Consider the following 23,045-nt stretch of genomic DNA (forward strand, 5'->3'; position numbering starts at 1 on the left):
TTTGTTTTTATAACTAAACCAATTCGGCATTGGTCAAAGGTGTTGTAGGTGTTTCTTTTGGAATTCTTCCTTGCAGATGCGGTAACGATGCATTTGGCAAACGTGGCAGCACCAATTTGGCAAAATAGTTCGCTTCTTCAATCAAAGGGAAACCGGAGAAAATAAAAGAGCGGAAACCCATATCCATATAGCGATTCAGTTTTTCTATAATTTGATCGGCACTTCCTACCAAACCACTTCCGCAGCCAGAGAAAACTTTACCAATATCGGTCCATAAGATATCTTCTACATAACCATCCTCATCCGAAGTTTCTCTTAATTCATCTTGTTTTAAAACTCCTAACGAACGCGAATCTTCGCCACGGCTTCTGATTTCCAAACCTCTTTTCTCATCAAACTTCGAGATTAGCTTTTTCGCGTAAGCTCTGGCTTCTTCCTGTGTTTCACGAACAATGACATGAATTCTTAACCCGAAATCTATCGTTCTTCCTTCTGCAGCAGCACGTTCGCTCATTTCTTTCAGAGTCGCATACATCGATTCTTCAGATTCCGGCCAGGTCAAAAACACGTCGCAATGTTTCGCACAAACGGCTCTGGAACCAGGGGAAGTTCCTCCAAAATACAATAATGGACCGCCGTTTTGCTGATAGGATTTTACCGGATCAGATGGCAAATCAAACTGATAAATTTGTCCTTTATGCGAGATTCTGTCTTGTGTCCAGCCTTGCTGCAAAATCTGAATCACCTCAGAACATCGTTGGTATCTTAGATTAGGATCTTCACGGGTTCCCGGTAAATCTGAGTTGATGATGTTTAAAATCAATCTTCCTTTCAAGATGTGATCTAATGAAGAAATCGCTCTTGCCAACATGGGCGGATGTACTTCTCCGGTACGGATCGCCAACAAAAATGTAATGTTATTCGTTTCCGGCGCAACACTTGCCGCAAAAGCCAGTCCGTCTTGTCCTACGGTATAGGCAGATGGATATAAGATGTTGCTAAAACCTAGTTTTTCTGCTTCTAATGTTATTTCACGACAATGTTCGTAACTGCTTCGGCGATCATTATCTAATACGCCTAAATATGCTGTATCTCCACCAATAATGTCATTGAACCAGGAAATTTCTGCTACTCTTTCCGGGGTTCTAATGGCTACTGTTTCAATTTTACCTTCAATCATTTTCTTTCTTCTTTTTTAAGCTCTTTTTCAATTTTTTATTTTTATCCTGCGCATTTTTTCCAGCTTCACTCAACCAGGAAATTTCAGTATTTTTAATTCTCATTGATACAACAGGTGCGGGATTTAGGTTGGTCTGATTCATATTTTTTGAGTTTTAGTTATTATTTTTTAAAGACTGTTTTTCCTTCTTTAATGGTTTCCAGAACAGTAATGTCTTTTATTTTAGAAGGATCTATTTTGGTTAAATCGTCTGAAAGTACCACTAGATCCGCCAGTTTTCCGGTTTCGATAGAACCTTTGCTATTTTCTTCAAAATATTCGTAAGCGCCGTTTATCGTGATGGCACGAAGTCCTTCGATAGGCGTTAATCTTTCATCCGGACCAATAACCTGACCTGAACGTGATTTTCTTTCTACAGAGGTCCACAATAAAAACAATTGGTTTAATGGTGTAACCGGATAATCTGTATGGTTCGTGGCGACAACACCTTTTTTGATGGCTGTTTTTAATGGGCTTAAAAAATTAGCTCTTTCCGGACCTAAGTTGCGAAGGTGTACATCGCCCCAAAAGAAGGCGTGATTACTAAAGAAAGCGGCAATGATGCCCAGTTTTTTATAAGTATCCAACTGATCAGGCCTTACAAACTGAGAGTGAATCGTTACCGGTCTGCGATCGTTACTATTGGTATTTAATGTTTTATTGGCATTTTCTATCGCTTTCAGGTACATATCGATCGTGGCATCTCCGTTGCAATGCACAAATGGGCGAACATTATTTTGGAAAGCCTTAATAACTAAATCATTAAACTGATCTTGGGTAATGTTGGCGAAACCGGTACATTCGTCGTGGTTACAACCCGGAACTTCTACCAAATATGATTTACTGAAAAAAGCCGTTTTACCTTGTGGAGAACCATCGGCAATCATTTTTGTTCCGGCCAGTTTTAAGTGGTTTCTTAGTACACCAAATTTAAAATCAGGATTTTGCAATACTTTTTCTAAAGTTGGATATCCCGGCAAAGCTTCAATATCAATAAACAATTCATTTCTTTCTGCGGCTTTGTGCAATAATTCAACAGATTCATAACTTGAATATCCGTCCTGAGCCGTTGTAATACCATTACTGGCATAAAATAATTGCTGCTCTTTTAAATCTTTTATCTGCTGGTCTAAAGTTGGAGCAGGTTTCGCAGGTCTTTTCAATAATCGGCTTGCATTTTCTTGTAATAATCCTGTTGGTTCGTTAGTTCCTTTTTTTCTTTCGATGGCACCACCGGGAGGATTTGCTGTATTGGCATCAATTCCTGAGAGTTTTAAAGCATACGAATTAGAAACCGACATATGCCCGTTGATGTTCGTAATCGTTACTGGATTGTTGGGAAAAGCAGCATCAAGATCTTCTTTGCTTGGATGTCTTTTTTCTTCAAGTTGATCCTGATCATATCCAAAAGCATCGATCCATTCGCCTGGAGCGACATTGTTTTTCTTTTGAAAATCCTGAATACGGCTTACCAAATCGGCAATGTTTTTAACATCTCCCATTGGCGGAGATCCCACATTTACTGTTGTAGATCTCGATAAACCCATAAAATGGCTGTGACCGTCAATAAATCCGGGAACTACCGTTTTTCCTTTTAAGTCGACAACAATCGTGTTTTTGTCTTTTAGTTTTTCGATTTTGCTATTCGTTCCCACAGCCAGAATTTTACCGTTACTTACGGCAACAGCTTGCGCTGTACTGTTTTTGGCATCAACGGTAATAATATTTCCGTTGATAAAAATTTTCTCAGCTGTATTTTTTTGCTGTGCATGGATAACCGTCGCAGCGAAGAGTATAGCCAGGCATTTTAAATTAGTTCTCATTTTGTTGTTTTTTTGTTTATATAATTATTTTTAAACACATAGAAACATACATTTACTTTATGAAAAGAGGCTTTTCACTTAGAATAAATCACATAGCTATATGAGCTATGTTAAAGAAATTTATTTCTTTTTGTTCCCTTATCTAAAATCTAGAACCTATGTTTCTATGTGTTAAATATTTTTTTTTCCACTTGCATCTAATGGGTTGTAGTATTCTATCTCGGAGCCAGTTTGTTATAAGCTAATTCATTACTTGGGATTGCCCAAACATAATTCGCCGCTGTTGGCAAGACTTCAGGTGCAGCACCAGCATTTCCTGTTTTGGCAGGAAGCGCCTGAACTCTTCTCAATAAATCCGGCGTACGAAATCCTTCGCCCACCAATTCTATTCTTCTTTCGTTTAGAATTGTATTGACCAATTCGTCTTTTGTCGCAACTCCTGTTGTAAAAACATAAGCAGCATCAGAACGATTGCGAACTGCCGATAATAGCGTTCTGGCCAAAGGCAAATTGTCGCTTTGTGCCGCAGCTTCGGTATAATTCAAAAGGACTTCTGCGTATCGAATTACAGGAACATAATCAGTAAAAGGGGCACCATTTTTCTTGAATTTGTTCAGTAATTTTTGTCCGGTGGCATTAGTGATCACCAAACCTTTTCTGGCATCTGCAGAAGTTGGAGAAGCATAAACAGGATCTGCAATAATTCCTGCGGTATTAAAATAAATAACCGGAGTTAAGTAGTTTGCGCCAAGTGCACTTTGCAAGGCTGGAGCTTCTGCCGCAGTAGTAAACGGAATTGAAAATATAGCTTCGTTACCTACATACGAACCTCCAAAAACGTTAGCAACATTAGGTTCTAAACGATGTGTCAAACTTCCTGAAACGTATTGAAAAGGAGCTGTTGCAGGAACCAGTTTACTAGCTTCGGAAATTACTTTTGCATAATCGCCTTTGCTTAAATAAACTCTGGTTTTTAAAGCTATTGCTGATGCTTTATGCGCTCTTGAAACTGTAAGGATTCCTGTTGCATAACTTTCTGGTAAATCGACCTCGGCTTCGTCAAGATCTTTTAAAATTTGACTATAAACATCTGCAACGCTGCTAAAGGCTAAGTCGTTAAGTCCGCCCGATGTATTTCCTTTTAAGCGTAACGGAAGCGCCAGTGCAGCACTATTTTGCGCATAAGGTTTTGCATAGGTTTGCACTAAACTTAGATACGAAATCGCTCTTACAAACTTAGCTTCGGCGATATAATTCTTGCGTAAATCCTCTGTTACAACAGTAGATGTTGCCAGATTATCGATCAGAATATTCGAAAAGTTAATAGTCGTGTAAGCAACGCTCCAAACTGAGTTTACAAAATCTCCTGATGAAGTTATCGTCTGATTCCAAACATTGGCTCCGGTTGAATTGTTACCATCATTCTGACTGAATTCGTTTCCTCTTTGTTCATTAAAAATAATGAAGCGGCCACCGTAAAAAGACGGATTGCTAAACTGACCGTATAGTCCGTTTACCTGACCTAAAATTTTGGCTGGTGTGCTGAAAGCCGTTTCTGTAGAAATGCTCGTTTCAGGAACAGTATCTAAAGCATTATCGCTACATCCGGCCAATAATAAAGCTAGAAATGGTGTGATAATAAAGGCTTTTTGTATGCTTTTTTTATAATTGAAAATCATGATGTTTTTATTTTTAATTAAGATGAATGCCTAGAAACCTACATTAAGTCCTAAAGTGAATACTACTGAATTGGCCGGCACGTTTTGATCTTTTCCGGAATTGATGGAGTTCCCGTTGATTGAAATCTCAGGATCTGAACCGCGGTATTTTGTCCAGGTGTATAAATTAGAGCCCTGAGCATATACTTTTGCTGTTGAAATGTATTTGTTGACCAACTCGTTTTTTACCGGAATTCTATAGCTTAAAATGATGTTTTTTACTTTCAGGTAAGATCCGTCTTCTACATAAGCAGAGTTGCTTGACGAGAAACCTCCTGAAAAACTGTCTCCGTAAATTAACTTAGGAACATCTGTAACCCGACCCGGAGTTGTCCAGCGATCTTTGATGAAAGTTCCGTTGTTGAAGAAACGCTGATCAGATAAAGTAGATCTTGTACCGTTGTACAATTTGTTTCCTCCGGAGAAAGTCAGACCAATCGACAAATCGAAATTTTTATACGATAAATTGTTGTTCAAACCTCCGTAATAAGTGGGTAACGAGGGTCCCTGAATACGACCGTCACGATAGTTGTCGATTGCCGGAGCAGTACCACCATTGAGATAGGTAAAAGCTTTTGTAAGTGCATTGTATTGTACTTCTTCGTTATTGGCGTTGACATAAACACGGTTTCCGTTTTCAGGATTTACTCCCGTTGTTGGTACGGCAAAAATAGATCCTACAGAATAACCTTCTCTGGTAATATTCTGTATTCCGAAAGTGCTTAGAACCGTTGGATAAATATCTCCGTAACCGCCTAATGAAGTTACTTTGTTTTTAATTGTTGATAAATTAAAACTTGCATTCCACTGAAAATCATTGCCATTTATAATGTTTGCATTAATCGAAAGTTCAAATCCTTTGTTGTATAAAGATCCAACGTTTGCTGCAATAGAATTGTTTGGGATTCCTTGTGATAAGGATTGAGGCGCATTCAAAATCAAATCGTTGATGTTATTTTTGTAATAATCTGCTTCAACTGTAATGCGGTTGTCAAACAATCCAAAATTGATCCCGAAGTCAAACTTTTTGCTTGTTTCCCATTTTAAATCCGGATTGCCTGATTGCCCAAAACTAAGCGTTGGAACTCCTGCATAAGTACCTGCGTTATATTGCGATAAAGCGGCATAATCGTTTAATTCGCTGTTGCCCACAATTCCGTAACTTGCTCTTACTTTAAAAGCATTTAAGACATTTTTTATAGAAGAACTTTTAAAGAAATCTTCTTCAGATACATTCCATCCTACAGAAGCCCCGCCAAAATTTCCCCATTTATTTCCAGATGCCAATGCTGATAATCCGTCTCTTCTGAAGTTAAGATTCAGCAGGTATTTTTTGTCATAATCATAAGCAATACTGCTAAAATATGAAAGCAAAACATTTTCTGTCTGAACCGAAGGACCAGGGGCAATGCTTGTAAATCCGCCTTGGTAACTCGTGAAGAAAGGATCAGTCAAACCGGTTTTTATTGCTCCCCAACCATCAATTTCGCGAACATTTTTCTCTTGTCCTAAAAGTACTTTCAAACTATGTTTTTGATCAAATACAGTCGAGTAGGTAAGGGTATTGGTCCAGTTTGATCTGGAATATTTGGTATTAGAGTTTGTTGCAGCTCCTTTAGTAGAGAAACCATCTCCACTAAACGGATTTCTAAATTCTTTGTTTTCTACTACAAAATTATTGATACCGTAAACCGTTTTGAATTTCAGGTTTTTGATGATTTCAAGTTCGGCATAAATACTTCCAATAAAAGTGTTGTTTTCAGAAGTGTTTTTATCCAGATCTAAAATCGTCTGTAAGTTATAAGCATTAAAAACTCCTAGTGAAGGACTGTTTGCTCCGTAGCCAATATTTCCGTTACTCGGATTAATGTTGTAAGATCCATCAGGATTATAAACCGAAACGTTTGACGGTAAAATATAAGTAAGTCGGCCCAAAGGTTGTAAACCAATATATTGTGTGTTCACTGCATTTCCAGCCGAAGATCCAATCGAGTTAGGCGTTGATGATCCTGAGTTTGGTCCTGAATTTAGTGAATTGTTATACGAGAAATTAGTTCCTAAAGTTAGCGAGTTGTTCAATTTATGTTCGAAATTCAATCGGATTCCTTTTCTAACAAATTCATTCGTTCTTAGAATTCCTTCCTGATTAGAATAATTGGTAGAAATAAAATAACTAGTAGAATTTGTTGCGCCGGAGAAACTTAAATTATGATTTTGCGAAACCCCTGTGTGATATGCTACATCATACCAATTGGTTCCTATTGTCGATCCGTCAGCATTTTGTCCTAATGCAAAACCAGGTGTAAGTCCCGCATTGGTTCTCGCTTCATTTTTGATGCTTACATAATCTTCGGCATTCAAAAGTTTTGGTAAATTCGTTGCTTTATTCCAGCTTACCCAAACATCATAATTAACGTTTACTTTTCCTTTTTTTCCTTTTTTGGTCGTAATCACAATCACACCATTTGCTGCACGAGAGCCGTAAACTGCTGCCGCCGAAGCATCTTTTAAAACGTCGATCGATTCAATATCATTTGGGTTAATGTCTGATAACGGGTTGTTGCCAATTGCTCCTCCGGCAGTTCCGGTAAAAACGGTAACACCATCGACAATTACTAAAGGATAAAGCGAACTTGTGATAGAGTTGATTCCTCGAATTCTAATAACAGGCGTACTGTTTAAAGATCCGCTGGGCTGAACAATGTTTAATCCTGCTGCCTGACCGCCTAACAATTGATCAAAACTTTGTGCCGGACGATTGGCAATTTGTTTCGCATCAATTTTTGAGGTTGCTCCTGTAAAGGTTTTCTTGGCCGATGTTCCGTAACCTACAACCACGATTTCGTCTAGTTTTTCAACCTGTTCCGTTAGTTTGATGACCACCGGACTTCCGTCAACTATAACTTCTTTAGAATTGTACCCTATGTAACTAATGACTAAAGTGTAAGGGAATTTTTGTCCCGTTTGAAAGTAAAATTTCCCATCAATATCAGTTTCAACGCCATGTGTAGTTCCTTTGATATTTACCGAAGCGCCAATAATAGGCTGATTCGATATTTGATCTACTATTGTTCCGTTAAGTTTCGATTGAATATTTGGTTCCGTATTTTGAGCATTTATTCCGATGGAGATGAACAAAATGCTAATCCATAAAATAAGTTTTGTATTTTTTTTCATTCTTGGTTATTGATTTTTTGTAATTAAAATGCCGGGAGATTGGATTTCTGGTGCATTCTTTATTGAGTGATAAATGTTCTTTAAGCCTTGCCATTTCTATTGCCGTAGAAATATTTAGGTTCGGTTTTGTAGTGGTATTTGTGTCATGTTTGTTCGTATTTAGTTGTTGTTTTTGGATGATTTATAGTTATGCGTGATACTTCTTCCTGATGAAAAAAAGCATCAAAATGATTGTATAATATTCAATAAGAAACCGTTGAGGTTTAAGAATTTTCGTTTTTTTAATTCTGATTCTTTGGATAAAAATCACTTATAAACGAAAAGGAGGTGAGGGAATTAACAACAGAAGCACATATAACAAAAAGTGTTATAAGTATATTTTTTGGGAAGAATGTAAAATGCTATGCTTTCGGTTGTTTTCAAAATGTAGTTCTTTTGGTTTTAAACTCTACTAATTCTATAGACAAAGTTAAATTTAATATAATAAAAACCAAATATTTTTTTTAACAAGTTGCAGGTTATTAGTGATTTAATTTAATGGTTTGGGTTTAATGTGTTGTATTATAGTGGTTTGTGTTTATTCTGTGTGAAATAAAAAAGACAGAAAAAAAAGTATAAGGTTTATTTTTATACTTATTTTTCTGTCTTTAAGTGTTTTAGGTAAATATTATTTAAAGCTCCGGAGGAGTGATATATTTATAGCAATTATATATTTCCCCGTATTAAAGCTCCGGAGGAGCGACATATATACCACCCCGCTGGGGTTCGGATTCTTCTTGTCAAATTAAATTTCTATAAATATATCGTCCCGCTGGGACTTGGTTTAGGATTAATTACAAATTACTTTTTCAAAGTTGCACCGCCAGGCATAACCTCTGTTTTCAGTTTGAACTTACTGTATTCAACCACTCCCGTTTTATCAGCCCAGTCAAAATAAGAAGCCGAAAGCTTGTTCACAATTCCTGGGTTTTGTTGTGCGACATTTGTAGTTTCGCCACGATCTGTTTCGATATTGTAAAGTTCCCATTCGTACGACGGATAGGTCGAAACCAATTTCCATTTGCCATCTCTCACGGCTCTGTTTCCGGCTCTTTCCCAAAATAATGGTGCGCCTCTATCGACCTGCGAAACATTATTAAATAAAACAGGCAACAAACTGCTTCCAACCAAAGGGTTTGTCGTCACACCATTATATTCTTTGGGATATTCAATTCCGGCCAATTCGTAAAAAGTAGGGGCAAGGTCAATAATATGTCCTGTTCCTTTGTCGATTCTGCCCGCTTTTATTTTTGATGGAAACCACGCAATAAACGGAGAACTGAATCCGCCTTCGTGCATATTATTTTTGTATTGTTGTAATGGAGTATTAGACAAATACGCCCAGTTTTGTTCCTGGTAATCAAACGATTCTGAAGTTCCAACGGGTCCGTCATTTCGAACCAAACCTCTTCCTAACGGATTATACGAATTGAAACCACCTTGTGCTCCATTATCTGAAATGAAAATAATCAGCGTATTTTTATCTTTCTTCAACGCTTTTAATTTCTCTAAAACTTTGCCCACGTTCTGATCCATATTATCGAGCATTGCGGCATAAACTTCCATTTTGGCTTTCCAGAATTGTTTCTCGTCATAGGTTAGTTTACTCCATTCCGGTACTTCCGGATCTCGTGGAGAAACGGTTTGATTCGCGGGTAAAATGCCGTTTGCTTTTAGTTTTTCGATTCTTTTTTCTCTGAGAACATCCCAGCCTTCATCAAATTTCCCTCTATATTTAGCAATGTCAATCGGTTTTGCCTGCAACGGCCAATGCGGAGCTGTAAATGCCAAATACAAAAAGAAGGGTTTGTTTTCTTTATTTTGTTCGTCTAAGAAAGTCATGGCATTATTCCCGATCTCATCTGTAAAATAATACGAATCATCTTTGGGATGCAGTTCTTCATTATTACGAATCAATTTTACAGGATAAGGCGTTTTTCCAAATGGCAAAGGTTTGGTATCAAAATAGTTTGATGCTCCTTTTAAGATCCCATAGAATTTATCAAATCCTCTTTGATTTGGCCATTGCGCCTGATCTTCAGAACCTACGTGCCATTTTCCGGATAATAAAGTGCTGTAACCGCCAGAACGGAAAACTTCTCCCAATGTCAAAGATTCTTTGTTTAGATATCCCTGATATGCCGGTAATCCCAAATTGACATCAAAAAATCCCATTCCGGCTTTGTGCTGATATTGTCCCGTTAGCAAAGAGCCGCGGGTTGGCGCACAAATTGAGTTATTGTAAAATTCGCGTAAGCGTAAACCTTCGCTGGCTAATTTATCTAAGTTGGGTGTTTTAATTTCGGAACCGTAATTTCCTAAATCAGAATAGCCCATATCATCGACCATGATTAAAATGATGTTGGGTTTTTCAGCAGTTGTTTTATTTTGTGCATTTAAAGCCACTACAGAGAGTAGAAGATTTAGGGAAAGAATTGTTTTTTTCATTATAGTTGATATTTTAATTTTTTGGAAATTGGAGGAGTTTCACTTTGTCAAAGTTTAAAACGTGAAAAACAGGAGAGACATAGCCCGAGGTTTCAACCTTGGGAATACGGATTTTGTCAATTTATTGCGCTCCAACGGTTAAAACCGTTGGCTATGTTTATAAAATGTTTTCTGTATGAAACAATATTTTTTTAAGTTTGAAGTAGTTTATTTACCAAACAACAAAAAAGCAATAATCAGCGTAATAATCACATTGAATAACTGCGCGATTAAAAAAGCATACAAAGGTTTTCGGCTATTATTACTCAGTAAATCTTTAAAGTTCGTTTCTAAACCAATACTCGTGAAAGCCAATGCAAACCAAATGCCTTGTAAGTTCTTCAAACTATCTTTTACGCCCTCTCTGGTTTCAGCAGTAAGCAGGAAAGAGAAGAGTAGGGAAGCGGCAATAAAACCGATAACAAATTTTGGAAAACGTTCCCAAATGACACCCAAAGTAGGTTTTGATTCAACAGCTTCGGCTGAATTGTTGTGTGTGTAGGTCCAATAAAAGGAGATCGCAAAAGCAGCGATTCCTAATAATACATTTTGGGAGAATTTTACGATCGTGCTAATTTTCAAAGCGGTTTCGCCTACCAAAGAACCAGAAGCGACAACAGCGCCGGATGTGTCGATACTTCCGCCTAACCAGGCTCCGGTAACTTCTTCGGGAAAATTGAAATATTTGGCAATTATAGGCATGAAAATCATCATTGGGATTGCGGTTACTAATACAATCGAAATTACATAAGACAGTTTTTTGGAATCTCCTTTGATGGCTCCGGATGTGGCAATAGCGGCAGAAACGCCACAAATAGAAACGGCACTTGAAATCATCATGGTCAATTCGTCATCGACTTTTAATTTTTTACACAACCAAAAAGCAAAATACCAAACGGATAAAACTACCACCAAAGCCTGAATTAATCCTAAAGAACCAGCTTTTAGAATGTCTGAGAAAATAACACTGGTTCCCAATAATACCAATCCTATTTTGACAAATACTTCTGTCGAAAGTGCTGACCGAAACCAATCCGGAAGTTGGAAGAAATTGCCAATTGCTAAACCAATTGCCAAACTGAAAATGACAGCTTCAAGATTCAGTCCTTTTACGGCTGTATTTCCTGCAATAATTAGCGCAATAACAGTCAGGATATAAACAACCGGGAAACCCAATAAAAAGTATTTTACCGATTTGCCAATTAAAAAAGCGCCTAAAGTTCCGATAGAAATGAGATATAAAAATTGTAATCCGATTATTTTTAGGTTTCCGAAATCAAATACATCGTGGAATAAATCTGATCCGGTAGACCATTTGAAAACAGGAACTTCGGGAAGAAAAATAAAAAGGGAAATTCCGATGATTATAAATCCGAGAATTACGACGGTCCAGTCTTCGTGAATGGTAAATGTTTTGGTTGGGGTTGACATTTTAAATTTATTGTTGGTTATCCTAACAGGTTTTTAAAACCTGTTAGGTATTATTATTTATGGTTGAGTTTTTTTAAAGTTTTCTTGAATAGCCTCCTGCTTTAGCTGGAGGTTATTATTATGAGGTTGACATTGGCTTTAGCCGAATATTTGTATTGTTTATTTTTAAAATTAAATACCTAACAGGTTTTGAAAACCTGTTAGGATAGATAAATGTTGGTTTTGTGTATAGATTACAAATCGACAAAGTATTTTTGTTTGCCAAAATCAAATTCATAATGAGTTAAATTTGGCCATAAAGGTTTTACTAAACCCTTTTCCCAATTTTTCAATGCAAGATGTAATTCTTTTACTTTTGCCGGATTTTTTTGAGCAAGATCTGTAGTTTCAGATTTGTCTGAAGCTAAGTTATAAAGCCATTCTTCATGGGTTTTTCCGCTTATGATTAATTTCCAGTCACCGCTTCTTATGGCTTTTGCATCGCCGGAACGCCAGTACAAAGTTTTGTGTGCTTCTTTATTTTCGTTGACTGTACTTACAAGATCAACACCATCATAAACTCGGTCTTTTGGTAAATCAGAATGAATAGCAGCAGCAATTGTAGCAAAAATATCCAATGTACTTACCGGAGTTTTATAGATTGTATGAGGTTTGATTTTTCCTTTCCACGAAAGTGCAAACGGAACATTTACGCCACCTTCAAAATGAGAAAACTTTCCTGCTTTCAGAGGTGCGTTTGTCGTAGCAAAAGTATAATCGGCACCACCGTTGTCGCTGGCAAAAATGATTAAGGTGTTATCTTCCAGACCTTCTTTTTTGACTTTTGCCCTGATTCTTCCCACGGCATCGTCTAAGGCGCTGATCATGGCAAAATAGACACGTTTGTTCTCGTCTTTTACATTCGGGAAACGATCGTAGTATTTTTTGCGAACCTGAAAAGGTGTATGTGGCGCATTAAACGGCACGTACAATAAGAAAGGTTTGTTTTTATTTCGATCAATAAAAGCTTCTGCTTCATCAGCAAATGTTTCGGTTAGATAGGCTTTATTGTGTATAATGTTGGTATCACGACGAATTTGTCCGATTCCAACGCGTCCATTTCCCCAAATCATTTTATCTGTAAAATCTTTGTGATGATGGTTGATAATATCCGGATTATCATCTTCAGGAGTATAAAGCGAAAACGCCTGATAAAACCCATAATGATAATCGAAACCTCTGTCTAAAGGAAAAAAGCCTTTGTTGTGTCCCAAATGCCATTTTCCGATAATTCCTGTGCTGTAACCTTCTCTTTTGGCCAAATCGGCAAACGTAATTTCAGATTGTGGCAAACCTTGTGTGGCTATCGAAGCTTCGTTTGGATAATTGATTTTATCATTCAATCTCCAATTATTGGTATTGATCAGATACTTGAAACCATAATATTCAAGATTGTTTTTTGGATACCGATCCCCAGGCTGATATTCATGTCCAAAACGTTCCTGATAACGCCCGGTTAAAATTCCTGCACGAGAAGGTGAACAAATCGAAGCCGAAACATAACCATCCTGAAAAGTAACTCCTGACGCTGCCAGAGAATCTATTTGCGGAGTTGGGGTTGATTTTCCTCCGTATAACGAAATATCATATTTTCCTAAATCATCGGCAAGAAGAATAATGATATTTGGTTTTTTAAAAGAACTATCTACAGGAATTTTTTCAGCCAGAAATTCCTTTTTTCCTTCAAGTAATTTTGGGTCTGGTTTTATTAAGGTTCCATCTGTATTGATGGGCCAGAATAAAAATATAGCCAGAATAGCAATTATAATCAGGATTGGAAAAACAATCTTTTTTGTTTTTGATAATGCCATGTTTTTTTGTTTTAGAAATAATGGACTTAGTGATAATCTTTGTCAAAGTTTTTATGCGCATTTTTGTCATCCGGAGGAACGAGGGATCTCCGCTAGTAGCTCGACATGCTGCATAAACTTTGCGTTAGTTTCTTGCGGAGATCCCTCGTTCCTCGGGATGACAAAAATGGTGATTATGATTGCGTTTATTTTACAGCCAAAGCCACATCAACATCATTTTTCAAATCGCCTAAACCTTCTTTTTTGAACACAATTTTTCCATCTTTGTATAAAATCAACGTAGGGAAAACTTTTACGGTTTTTAAATCGGCAATTACTTGCGGGCTGTCTTCCAGATCAATTTCTACGATTTTTAAATTAGAACCGTATTGTGCTTTTATGGTTTCTAAAACCGGTTTTACTTTTTTGCAGGCGCCACAATAGATTGAGCCAATATCTACTAATACATCTTTGTTTTCAGCGATAATTTTTTTGTATTCGGCTAGTGTTAATTTGCTTTTTGAGCTCGCATAAAAAGGTTTTCCGTTTCCAATCCAGTTGGCGATTCCACCTTCAAGACTATACGCTTCTTTGAAACCTTTTTTTAATAAATCATCAGCGAGCCAAACACTTCTTCCTGCACCAATCGAATAGGTAAATACAGGTTTTGATTTGTCTAAAGCGGCAATGCGTTTCTCATAATCTTTTGATTCCAGATTAAAATTCTGTGCGCCATTGATATGGTTGAGTGCAAATTCTTCAGCTCCCCTGGCGTCAATTATTTGTGGATTTTTTTGGCTTTGAATTTTTGAATAAAAGACCTCTAATGAAACTGTATTTGAACTTTTATTTTGTGAAAAACCTACGACTGTAAAAAGTAAAATTGCGGTTGCAATACTCTTTTTGAATATTTTATTTTTCATGATTTTTTAGATTAGGGTGTAACAATATTCCAATACGGATTTGCGGGTTCGAATGTGCCTGCCAATTCTCTGAATTTAAACGGATCACCTTCAAAACTCACACCGTCAGAAGTTAGAATATTTCTTGCTTCTTCAGGATTGGATAGTAAGGCTACGAACTTGGCTTTTGGAATGGTTAATGTAAATTCGGCTTTATCATTTGCTCGGGTTTGACTTTGATGTAAAACACCGTTTTTAAGATAAACGAGAATATTTTTATTGAGTTCAGGGAAAATGAAACGCAATTTTACGTCTTTTCCAGCCGCTTTATTTCCGTCAACAGTTACAGACAAATAATCGAAAATTGCTTCGGGAGTTAGTGTCGACAAAAATCCGGCAGCACGATTCACAGGGTTTTTAGGAACAATTACACCTTCGCGAAGTTCTTTGGCTCCTGATAAATATAAATCTCTCCAAATTCCGGATTCACTCTGATACGCAATTTGTTCAAAAGCATCAGCTTGTAAATTTTTGGCCGCAACATTCTCAGGATTCGCAAAGATCACATGTTTCAGTACTTCGGCAACCCAACGATATTCGCCTTTTTGGTAGCTTTCATTTGCTTTTTTCAAAGCTATTTCTTCGCCGCCAAACCATTCTACATATTTTTTAGCCGATTCTACTTGTGGCAGTTTATCATAATCAGCAGGATTTCCGTCCCACCAGCCCAGATAGAATTGGTATGTTGCTTTGGCATTGTGTTTTACTGTTCCGTAAAAATCACGATTGTACCATTCTTTGCCTAATTCGGCAGGAAGTTTTATTTCTTCGGCAATTTCATCTTTATTTAAACCTTTATTGGCCAGATGAACGGTTTGATCATGCACGTATTTGTATAAATCTCGTTGTTTTTCCAGAAAAGTAATTCCTTTATCATGTCCGTAAACCGGCCAGGTATGCGACGGAACGATGAATTCGGTTTTATCGCCAAACAAATCAATCGCTTCATCCAGATATCCTGCCCATGCTTTTGCATCTCTGGTTTTTGCACCACGAGGCGTAAGGACATTATGATACGTATGACTGGCAATTTCGGCAGAAAAGAAAACTTTTTGAGCAGGAGCAAAGACCGTTAATTCGGCTGGAGCTTCAGAATTTGGCGTAAGCTGAAAAACCAGATCTAAACCATCAATCGTGATTTTTTGTCCTGTTTTTTCGACTTCAAAATTGGGCTGTAAAAGGGAGGACGAACCTCCGCTTAAAAACGGTTTTCCTAATCCCACATCGACCTGACCAGTTGCATTTCTTTCTAAACCTAACCCAAATTGATATCCGGCTCTTCGACGCATTACATTTCCTAAAAGTACATTTTCGCTCACCGCTTCTTCGTAGAAACCTTTTGGCGTTATAAATTTTACTTTACCGGATTTGATATCTTCTGCAGAAACTAATCCTTCGATACCACCATAATGATCACCGTGACTGTGCGTGACAATTACGGCCAATATAGGTTTATTAGCAACGTGTTTTTTGACCAGTTCATAAGCAGCAGTCGACGCTTCGCCAATCGTCAAAGCATCAATAACTACATAGCCATTTTTGGTTTCTATAAACGAAATATTCGCAATATCAAGAGAACGAACCTGATAAACACCATCGGTAATTTTAAACAAGCCATTGATGTTGTTGAGTTGTGCCTGACGCCATAAAGCGGGATTTACTGTTGCCGGAGATTTGCCTTTTATAAAAGCAAAATCATTGAGGTTTACAGCAACATTTCCTGTTTTAGAAAGAATTTTACCGTCGGCAAGAGTGGCGATAAAACCTCTCTTGGCGTCGGTAAAATCGGCAGTATCATCAAAGTTTAACTTTGAATATACTGCCTCATTTGATTTTTGGGTATAAGTTGACGCCTGTTTTGGCGCTTGTGCATTTGCAGCAATGCTGAAACCGATTAACAGTGTCGTTATTTTATTTTTTTTCATGGTATTTTTAAGATTGAGCCTGCTCGTAATACACCGGACTCGGAGAAATAGTTTCTGCTTTTGCTTTTATAGGAACTGATAAAACGCCTTCTGCCAAAGCACTTCCTTCTTTTTTAGATTTGAATATTGGCCATAAAAATTGTGCGTACCATTCTTCTTGTTTGTAGGACTTCATTCCGTAAGACGTTGGGTATTTACGGGTGATCAAAGCGGTTCCGAAAATCATGTCCCAGATAAAAAACATATTCCCAAAGTTTCCTTTAAAATGCCCAACACCATCTCCGCTTGTATCGGCGTGATGTGCGTGATGCGTTGCAGGAGTCGAAATTAAGCGTTCAAGAACCCATGCAATTGGGTGTAATATTCTGTATTTATAAAAAGGTTTGTCCCATTTGATGCTTGAATGTGCGCCAAGAGTGATGAAACTTTTAATCACCAAAACAAACAATGCAGGCAATCCTAAACCTAAAAAAGTTAAGGTTGCTGTCAAGTAAATTTGAGAAAAGAAAACCGTATAGATAAAGTTTTGTCTCGATGCCATCGCCATGCCCATATACGGAGCTGAATGGTGCGTTCTATGAAATCTCCATAAAAACGGAACTTGGTGGTGCAAACGGTGGTACCAGTATTGCGTTAAATCATCAGCAATTGCGATTAGAAAAAATCCTCCCCAAAACGGAACCCATGAAAGCGAGTTGGCCAAATTTGGGATTAAATAAGGTAATGCTGTTAAGCTAAAAAATGCGATTACCGGAGGTAAAAGTAATTTTGGCGCCAAGAAACAAATGATATCGACTTTGCGTTCTTCGCCCGTCCATTCGTCATCGTATAAACCTGCGGTGAATTCTATAACTCCCAAAACCAGCATGAAAACGGTTAATCCCCAGGTACGAATGTTTTCGAAAGCGGGTTTTGTAAATTCTAAAAACGAGGGTAAAGTAAGGTGTGATTCTGTTATAACTCCGTTTGTGAGTTTAAAATAAAGGAAAATTGCCAGTACAGGCAAACTGTATATTAAAAGACTGATGCTTAAATCTCTTGTTAGTTTTTCTTTTTGAACTATTGCCATGATTTCTTATTTTAAAAAATTACTAATTAATGCTAAACCTCCCGCCAAAACAGCTAGCGGAACTAAAAAAACGATCGCTCCCACGACAATTTTTTTTCCTATAATTTCAAAGTCTACTCTTTTCATGATTTCTATTTTTTTATGTTTTATAACTATATTGAAAATCAGTACGTTTTAGATAATGTAAAAATAAATAAATTATTATTCTAATTCTATGGATTTAGTAGAGTTTTATTTATTATTTTTTTCAAAATTTGTTATAATATGTATTGATTATTGTTTTACTTTTTGAATCGTTGGAAGCGTTTCAAGCGTTAAATTGTCTCTTAGTTTTTCAGAAGGCAAATACAAACGAATGATCAAACTCGCTTTTTTAACGTCATTGATAGGCAGCCAGTTTTCTTTTTTCTCCGTTCCCGAAAGATTAATTTTATACGAAGTACTATCCGCTTCATATTTTACATCCTCAAGATTGTAGCTGTATTTGTTGATTGTGTTTTTAATTAAAAAACCGTTTTCGTCATACGCCGTGATACTCCAGTATTTAGCGTCTAGTTTTTTTCCGCTAATTACGTAATCAGCTTTCGGGTCTAATGCGTTTCCTTCGCTATCTGTACTTGTACTTAAGTAGATAACTTCTTTTTTTGTCAAAGCATAAGGACCGTAAACAGCCACTTGAGCAATGGTCAGCAAATCAGCCGAGTTGAGGTCTTTGTCTTTATCGACCGTTTGCCAATTGCCAATGATGCGTTGAGAATCGCTTTTGCCTGATTTGATGTTATAAACACCAACGGCACTCCCAAATACAATAGCCAAAATGATCAGTGCTACTGCAAGTCCTATCTTTTTAATTTTTTGATTTAAAGCCATTTTTACTTTTTTTTTAGTTGAATGTTGTGTTTTTTTAGGAGCTAATCCCGCTATCCGTTCCAATCTTTTGTTCCGAACCCCGCCACAAAAGGATTTCCACTTCTATCGGGGCTGGGACAATCTTTGCAGAGTTACATTGTGTGCTCTGTGATAAAGTTATTATGCACATTTTTGTCATTTCGACCGAAGGGAAAAATCACACTCGAAACTCCGCAAACAATGTCGACAATCTTTGACGATAAACGAGTGGGATTCCTCGTTCCTTGGAATGACAAAGACTGGGGTTACTTTGACAAAGGTTATACTTACTTCCCTAATTTCTCTACCGTAACACCATGTTGCAATTCCGCCAATGTTTTTACCGGATATGCTTGTGAAACTAAATAGCGAAACAAAATCAATCCTTTAGTTGTAGGACTGTAAATGATTTTCTCTTTCGGAATATTTTTCAATGCTTCAGCGGTACTTCCTTCAGGCGCTAAATAATATTCGAATTTAGCTTTTACTTTTTCTTCGTTTTCTACAAAAAAGTTAGTGGTGTTTTCCTGATAAGCCGAGATTGACCAATACGTCGAATCAGGAACAATCCCTGAAATTTTCAACACATTTTCTTTCAAATCATAACTGATGGTTGAATACAAAAAGTCAGGATTTGGTAATGGGATTACCCTGCTGTTGTCAGCATTGGGCTGATCTCCAAATCGGGGAGTGTTGACAATGCCCAGACTTTTTTCTGCAAACTTTTTTTGCACGTAATATGGAGTGACCCAGATCGTGAGGTAGTAAAAACTTACTGCAATTACTACAAGAATCAAGGCGAAGATGCCTTTTTTCAAAATTGGTTTTGTTGCTGACATAATTTACTTGTTTTAATATCAGTACTATTAATCATTCTTTGCAGGATGATTAATAGTACCGAGGGGTTTTTATTTATTTTTCTTGTGAACGCGTTGTTTCAAAACATCCTGCCAATCGATAAAAGGGTAGATGTTGTTTTTCTTCGCCTGATCGTCAAAAGCAGCCTGAAGTTCTTTTAATTTTTCAGGATTTTTTTTGGCTAAATCGACTCTTTCGTTAAAGTCAGTATTTAGATTGTATAATTCCCAAACATCATTGTCGTAGGTACTTGGTCCTGTATTTTTAGCCAAAGCGCCATTATCAACGATATCAATAAAATCAGGATGATGAGGTGCTGCAGCTTTCCATCCGTCTTTGTACAAAGCTCTTGATCCAAAAATATAATAGTATTGAATTTTATGTCTTGAAGGTGCTTTTGCATCAGCGTAAGAATACGCTAGTGAAGTTCCCTGAATCGAATCCTGAGCAATTCCGCGTATTTCTTTTGGGGTTGTAATACCAACAGTTTCCAGAGTGGTTGGTAAAATATCAATTACATGACCGTATTGATTACGAATTCCGGGAGTTTTTATTCCTTTTGGATAATACACAATCAACGGATTACGTGTTCCGCCTTCAGAATGTGCATCTTGTTTCAGATTTCTAAACGGTGTATTTGCCGCCAATGCCCATCCGTAAGGATAATTTCCTTCAACAGCTTCAGGAGTTCCCATAAGATCAATTTTCGCAAGATTTTCTTTTACAGCATCTTCTTTTGTACCATTTCCGAATAATTTTTTCAATAAAGGCTGATCGATAGTTCCAGATCCTGTTCCTTCTTTACTAGCTCCGTTATCTCCTAAAACAATGTAGAAAACAGTATTATCTAACTGATTTATTTCTTTCAGATGATTTACGATTCGGCTTACTTCGTAATCGGTATATTCAAGATATCCAGCGTAGATTTCCATAAAACGGGCATATAATTTCTTTTCATCCGGAGACAAAGTGTTCCATGCTTTTACGTATGAATCGCGCGTTGGCAATTTGGCATCAGCCGGAATTAAACCTAATTTCTTTTGGTTGGCAATTACTTTATCGCGGTAAACATCCCAGCCTTCATCAAATTTACCTTTGTATTTGTCGCTCCATTCTTTAGCCACCTGATGCGGAGAATGTGTTGCTCCCGGCGCATAGTACAAAAAGAAAGGTTTGTTTGGCGCTGCAGTTTTTTGGCGATCGATATAAGTAATGGCTTTATCAGTGATTAATTCACTTAAGTGTTTTCCTTTTAAATCAGCTGTAAATTGATTTTTAGATTTATCATTTCCTGCATTATTTAGTCTCGTATTTCCGTTAAGCCAAGTTTGATCTTCAACCAAATCGGGATTATACTGATCGGTTTCTGAACCTAAGAATCCGTAGAAATGGTCGAAACCTTTTCCGGTTGGCCATCTGTCAAACGGTCCGGCATCTGTAGCATCTTCGTCTGGCGTGACCCCATATTTTCCAACGGCAAAAGTGTTGTATCCATTGTCGCGTAAAATCTCAGCAATTGTTCCTGCCGAAGACGGGATTCTACCATCGTATCCGGGAAATCCAGCCGACATAGCCGTATGCGAAAATCCACCTACGTGAACGGCGTGTGCATTACGACCTGTTAATAATCCTGCACGGGTTGGTGCACAAATTGCAGTGGTGTGAAAGTTGGTATAACGTAAACCATTATTGGCTAAATTCTCAAAAGTGGGCGTATTGATCAAACCTCCAAAAGCACTTGTAGCTCCGTAACCAACATCATCCAGTAAAATCCAGACAACGTTTGGCGCACCTTCGGGAGCTTTTACAGGATCTGGCCAATATTCTTTAGAATCTGCAAGGGTTTTGCCAATTACACCTTTGTAATTGGGATCTGGTTTTGATTGCCCAAAACTTAATTGGGCGACTATTAATGCCGTAATCAAAAGCCCTTTATTAGGACTTTTGATTGCAATATTATTTTTAAACTTTTTCATTTTATATATTTTTATGTTTATTACTATTCTTTAGAAAATTTCTGTTAGGCTACACTGATGATTATTTTATTTTATTCCAATCTTCGACACCTACTTTTACGGACCATTGCTGATGTAATTCAATCAGGGTTTGGAGTAATTTTGGTTCGGATTTTGCCAGGTTTTTGGTTTCTGTCCGGTCGGTGACAAGATTGTACAATTCCCAAGGCTGATTGTTTTCGGCTATAGCTTTCCAATCACCTTTTCGTACTGCTTTACTGCCTTCATGTTCCCAAAACAAAGCTTCATGAGCATCAGATTGTTGTCCTTCAAATTCTTTTTTTAAGCTAATACCTTCTAAAGCTGTCAGACTTTTTCCTTGAAAAGAATCGGGATATTGAATACCGGCATACTCCAAAAGAGTTGGAAAAATATCGATCAAATGACTTACTCTGTTGCTTTGTGTTCCAGCCTTAATGTGTTTTGGATAATAAGCAATAAAAGGTGTCGCAATTCCGCCTTCGTGGGTGTTCTTTTTGAATAATTGAAAAGGCGTATTGCTCACATTTCCCCACGGACTTTCGTAACTGTCAATCGAAGCAACTGATCCTGGTGTTCCATTTTTTTGTGTAACATAATTCCAGTTTTTCACATCATCGGCACTTCCGCCATTATCCGAAAGGAAGAGAACAAGCGTATTATCTTCTTCACCCAAAGATTTCACTTTCGCTAGGATTTCTCCAATTCCGGCATCCATTCGGTCGACCATAGCGGCGTAAATTGCCATTCGCGTATCCCATTTGTCTTTTTCTTCGGCACTTAGTTTTTCCCAATCGGGTACTTTTTCACAACGATTTGATAAGTCCCAGTTTTTATCAATGATTCCCAGTTCTTTTAATTTCTTAAAACGACTTGCTCTCAATTGATCCCAGCCTTCTAAATATTTGCCTTTGTATTTTGCAATATCTTCGGGCAATGCCTGAATGGGCCAATGTGGAGCATTATAAGCCACATATAGAAAAAAAGGCTGTTGCTGATTGCGCTGTTTTTCTAAAGAATTAAGCGCGAAATTGGTAATTTCCTGGGTGAGATAGGTAGAAGTATCGGTGCGGATAATTTCTTTATCTCCTTTCATAAAAGTGACTTTTCTTCCGTCGTTATACAAAGGCTGTGAGTTAAAATAACTACTTCCATTGTTTTGTAAAGTAAATGAATCATCAAACCCCCGATTCAGCGCCCAGGCCGATGGTACAAGACCAACGTGCCATTTTCCAGAAACAATAGTATTGTATCCTGCCTGTTTTAGTGCTTGCCCAATTGTGATACAATGCTCGTTTAAATATCCCTGATAGGCAGGAAATCCTTTGTCCTGAACCATATCTCCAATACCTGCCTGATGCGGATACAATCCCGTGAGCAATGACGCACGGGAAGGACAGCAACGTCCGGCATTGTAAAACTGCTTGATAATAAGTCCGTTTTTAGCGAGCTTATTCAGGTTTGGAGTTTTAATTTCTGAGCCAAAAGCACCAATATCTGAGAAACCTAAATCATCTGCCAAAATGACGATGATGTTAGGTTGTTTCTTCTGTGCAAATAGCTGAAATTGTACAACAACCAATAGGGCGAGAATGAACAGTTTTTTAATCATTTTATTTATTGATA

General features: G+C 37.5%; 15 protein-coding genes. All 15 read right to left on the minus strand.

Features of this window, described 5'->3' with window-relative positions; translation table 11 throughout:
* Window positions 1-13: 13 nt before the first annotated feature.
* The 15 genes from ACQKCJ_RS10395 to ACQKCJ_RS10465 all read right to left on the minus strand — a co-directional run bounded on the left by ACQKCJ_RS10395 (window position 14) and on the right by ACQKCJ_RS10465 (window position 23,031).
* A complete protein-coding gene (locus ACQKCJ_RS10395) occupies window positions 14-1,180 on the minus strand; it encodes an LLM class flavin-dependent oxidoreductase (protein ID WP_271335693.1) in 1,167 nt (388 codons plus the stop codon).
* Window positions 1,173-1,322, minus strand: a complete 150-nt coding sequence (locus tag ACQKCJ_RS10400; RefSeq protein ID WP_271335694.1) for a hypothetical protein — start codon at window positions 1,320-1,322, stop codon at window positions 1,173-1,175. The genes ACQKCJ_RS10395 and ACQKCJ_RS10400 overlap by 8 nt, the downstream gene beginning before the upstream one ends.
* A gap of 19 nt (window positions 1,323-1,341) precedes the next feature.
* Window positions 1,342-3,042 carry an amidohydrolase gene (locus ACQKCJ_RS10405; protein WP_271335695.1) on the minus strand — a complete coding sequence of 567 codons (1,701 nt, stop codon included), beginning with the start codon at window positions 3,040-3,042 and terminating at the stop codon, window positions 1,342-1,344.
* Window positions 3,043-3,257: 215 nt separating this feature from the next.
* Complete coding sequence (locus ACQKCJ_RS10410) at window positions 3,258-4,721, minus strand: RagB/SusD family nutrient uptake outer membrane protein (RefSeq protein ID WP_271335696.1); 1,464 nt, start codon at window positions 4,719-4,721, stop codon at window positions 3,258-3,260.
* Window positions 4,722-4,751: 30 nt separating this feature from the next.
* On the minus strand, window positions 4,752-7,937 hold the full coding sequence (locus ACQKCJ_RS10415; protein WP_427401986.1) for a SusC/RagA family TonB-linked outer membrane protein: 3,186 nt from the start codon (window positions 7,935-7,937) through the stop codon (window positions 4,752-4,754).
* An 840-nt stretch (window positions 7,938-8,777) separates the two neighbouring features.
* The gene (locus tag ACQKCJ_RS10420) at window positions 8,778-10,424 is read right to left on the minus strand and encodes an arylsulfatase (RefSeq protein ID WP_271335698.1); all 1,647 of its coding nucleotides are present in this window, start codon (window positions 10,422-10,424) and stop codon (window positions 8,778-8,780) included.
* Between the two features lie 207 nt (window positions 10,425-10,631).
* On the minus strand, window positions 10,632-11,894 hold the full coding sequence (locus ACQKCJ_RS10425) for a YeiH family protein (RefSeq protein ID WP_271335699.1): 1,263 nt from the start codon (window positions 11,892-11,894) through the stop codon (window positions 10,632-10,634).
* 233 nt (window positions 11,895-12,127) lie between these two features.
* Window positions 12,128-13,744 carry a sulfatase-like hydrolase/transferase gene (locus ACQKCJ_RS10430; RefSeq protein WP_427401987.1) on the minus strand — a complete coding sequence of 539 codons (1,617 nt, stop codon included), beginning with the start codon at window positions 13,742-13,744 and terminating at the stop codon, window positions 12,128-12,130.
* Between the two features lie 185 nt (window positions 13,745-13,929).
* The gene (locus ACQKCJ_RS10435; RefSeq protein ID WP_271335701.1) at window positions 13,930-14,646 is read right to left on the minus strand and encodes a thioredoxin domain-containing protein; all 717 of its coding nucleotides are present in this window, start codon (window positions 14,644-14,646) and stop codon (window positions 13,930-13,932) included.
* A gap of 11 nt (window positions 14,647-14,657) precedes the next feature.
* Window positions 14,658-16,610 carry an alkyl/aryl-sulfatase gene (locus tag ACQKCJ_RS10440; RefSeq protein WP_427401988.1) on the minus strand — a complete coding sequence of 651 codons (1,953 nt, stop codon included), beginning with the start codon at window positions 16,608-16,610 and terminating at the stop codon, window positions 14,658-14,660.
* A gap of 7 nt (window positions 16,611-16,617) precedes the next feature.
* Complete coding sequence (locus ACQKCJ_RS10445) at window positions 16,618-17,679, minus strand: sterol desaturase family protein (protein ID WP_427401989.1); 1,062 nt, start codon at window positions 17,677-17,679, stop codon at window positions 16,618-16,620.
* Between the two features lie 273 nt (window positions 17,680-17,952).
* Window positions 17,953-18,549: a DUF1214 domain-containing protein gene (locus tag ACQKCJ_RS10450; RefSeq protein WP_427401990.1), complete on the minus strand. Its 597-nt coding sequence runs from the start codon at window positions 18,547-18,549 to the stop codon at window positions 17,953-17,955.
* Window positions 18,550-18,854: 305 nt separating this feature from the next.
* Window positions 18,855-19,406 (minus strand): DUF1254 domain-containing protein, encoded by a 552-nt coding sequence (locus tag ACQKCJ_RS10455; protein ID WP_427401991.1) that lies wholly within the window; start codon window positions 19,404-19,406, stop codon window positions 18,855-18,857.
* Between the two features lie 69 nt (window positions 19,407-19,475).
* Window positions 19,476-21,401, minus strand: a complete 1,926-nt coding sequence (locus tag ACQKCJ_RS10460; RefSeq protein ID WP_427401992.1) for an arylsulfatase — start codon at window positions 21,399-21,401, stop codon at window positions 19,476-19,478.
* Between the two features lie 61 nt (window positions 21,402-21,462).
* Window positions 21,463-23,031 (minus strand): arylsulfatase, encoded by a 1,569-nt coding sequence (locus ACQKCJ_RS10465; protein WP_427401993.1) that lies wholly within the window; start codon window positions 23,029-23,031, stop codon window positions 21,463-21,465.
* Window positions 23,032-23,045: the final 14 nt, after the last annotated feature.

Source organism: Flavobacterium sp. NPDC079362 (assembly GCF_050267765.1).
Classification (GTDB): Bacteria; Bacteroidota; Bacteroidia; order Flavobacteriales; family Flavobacteriaceae; genus Flavobacterium; species Flavobacterium azizsancarii.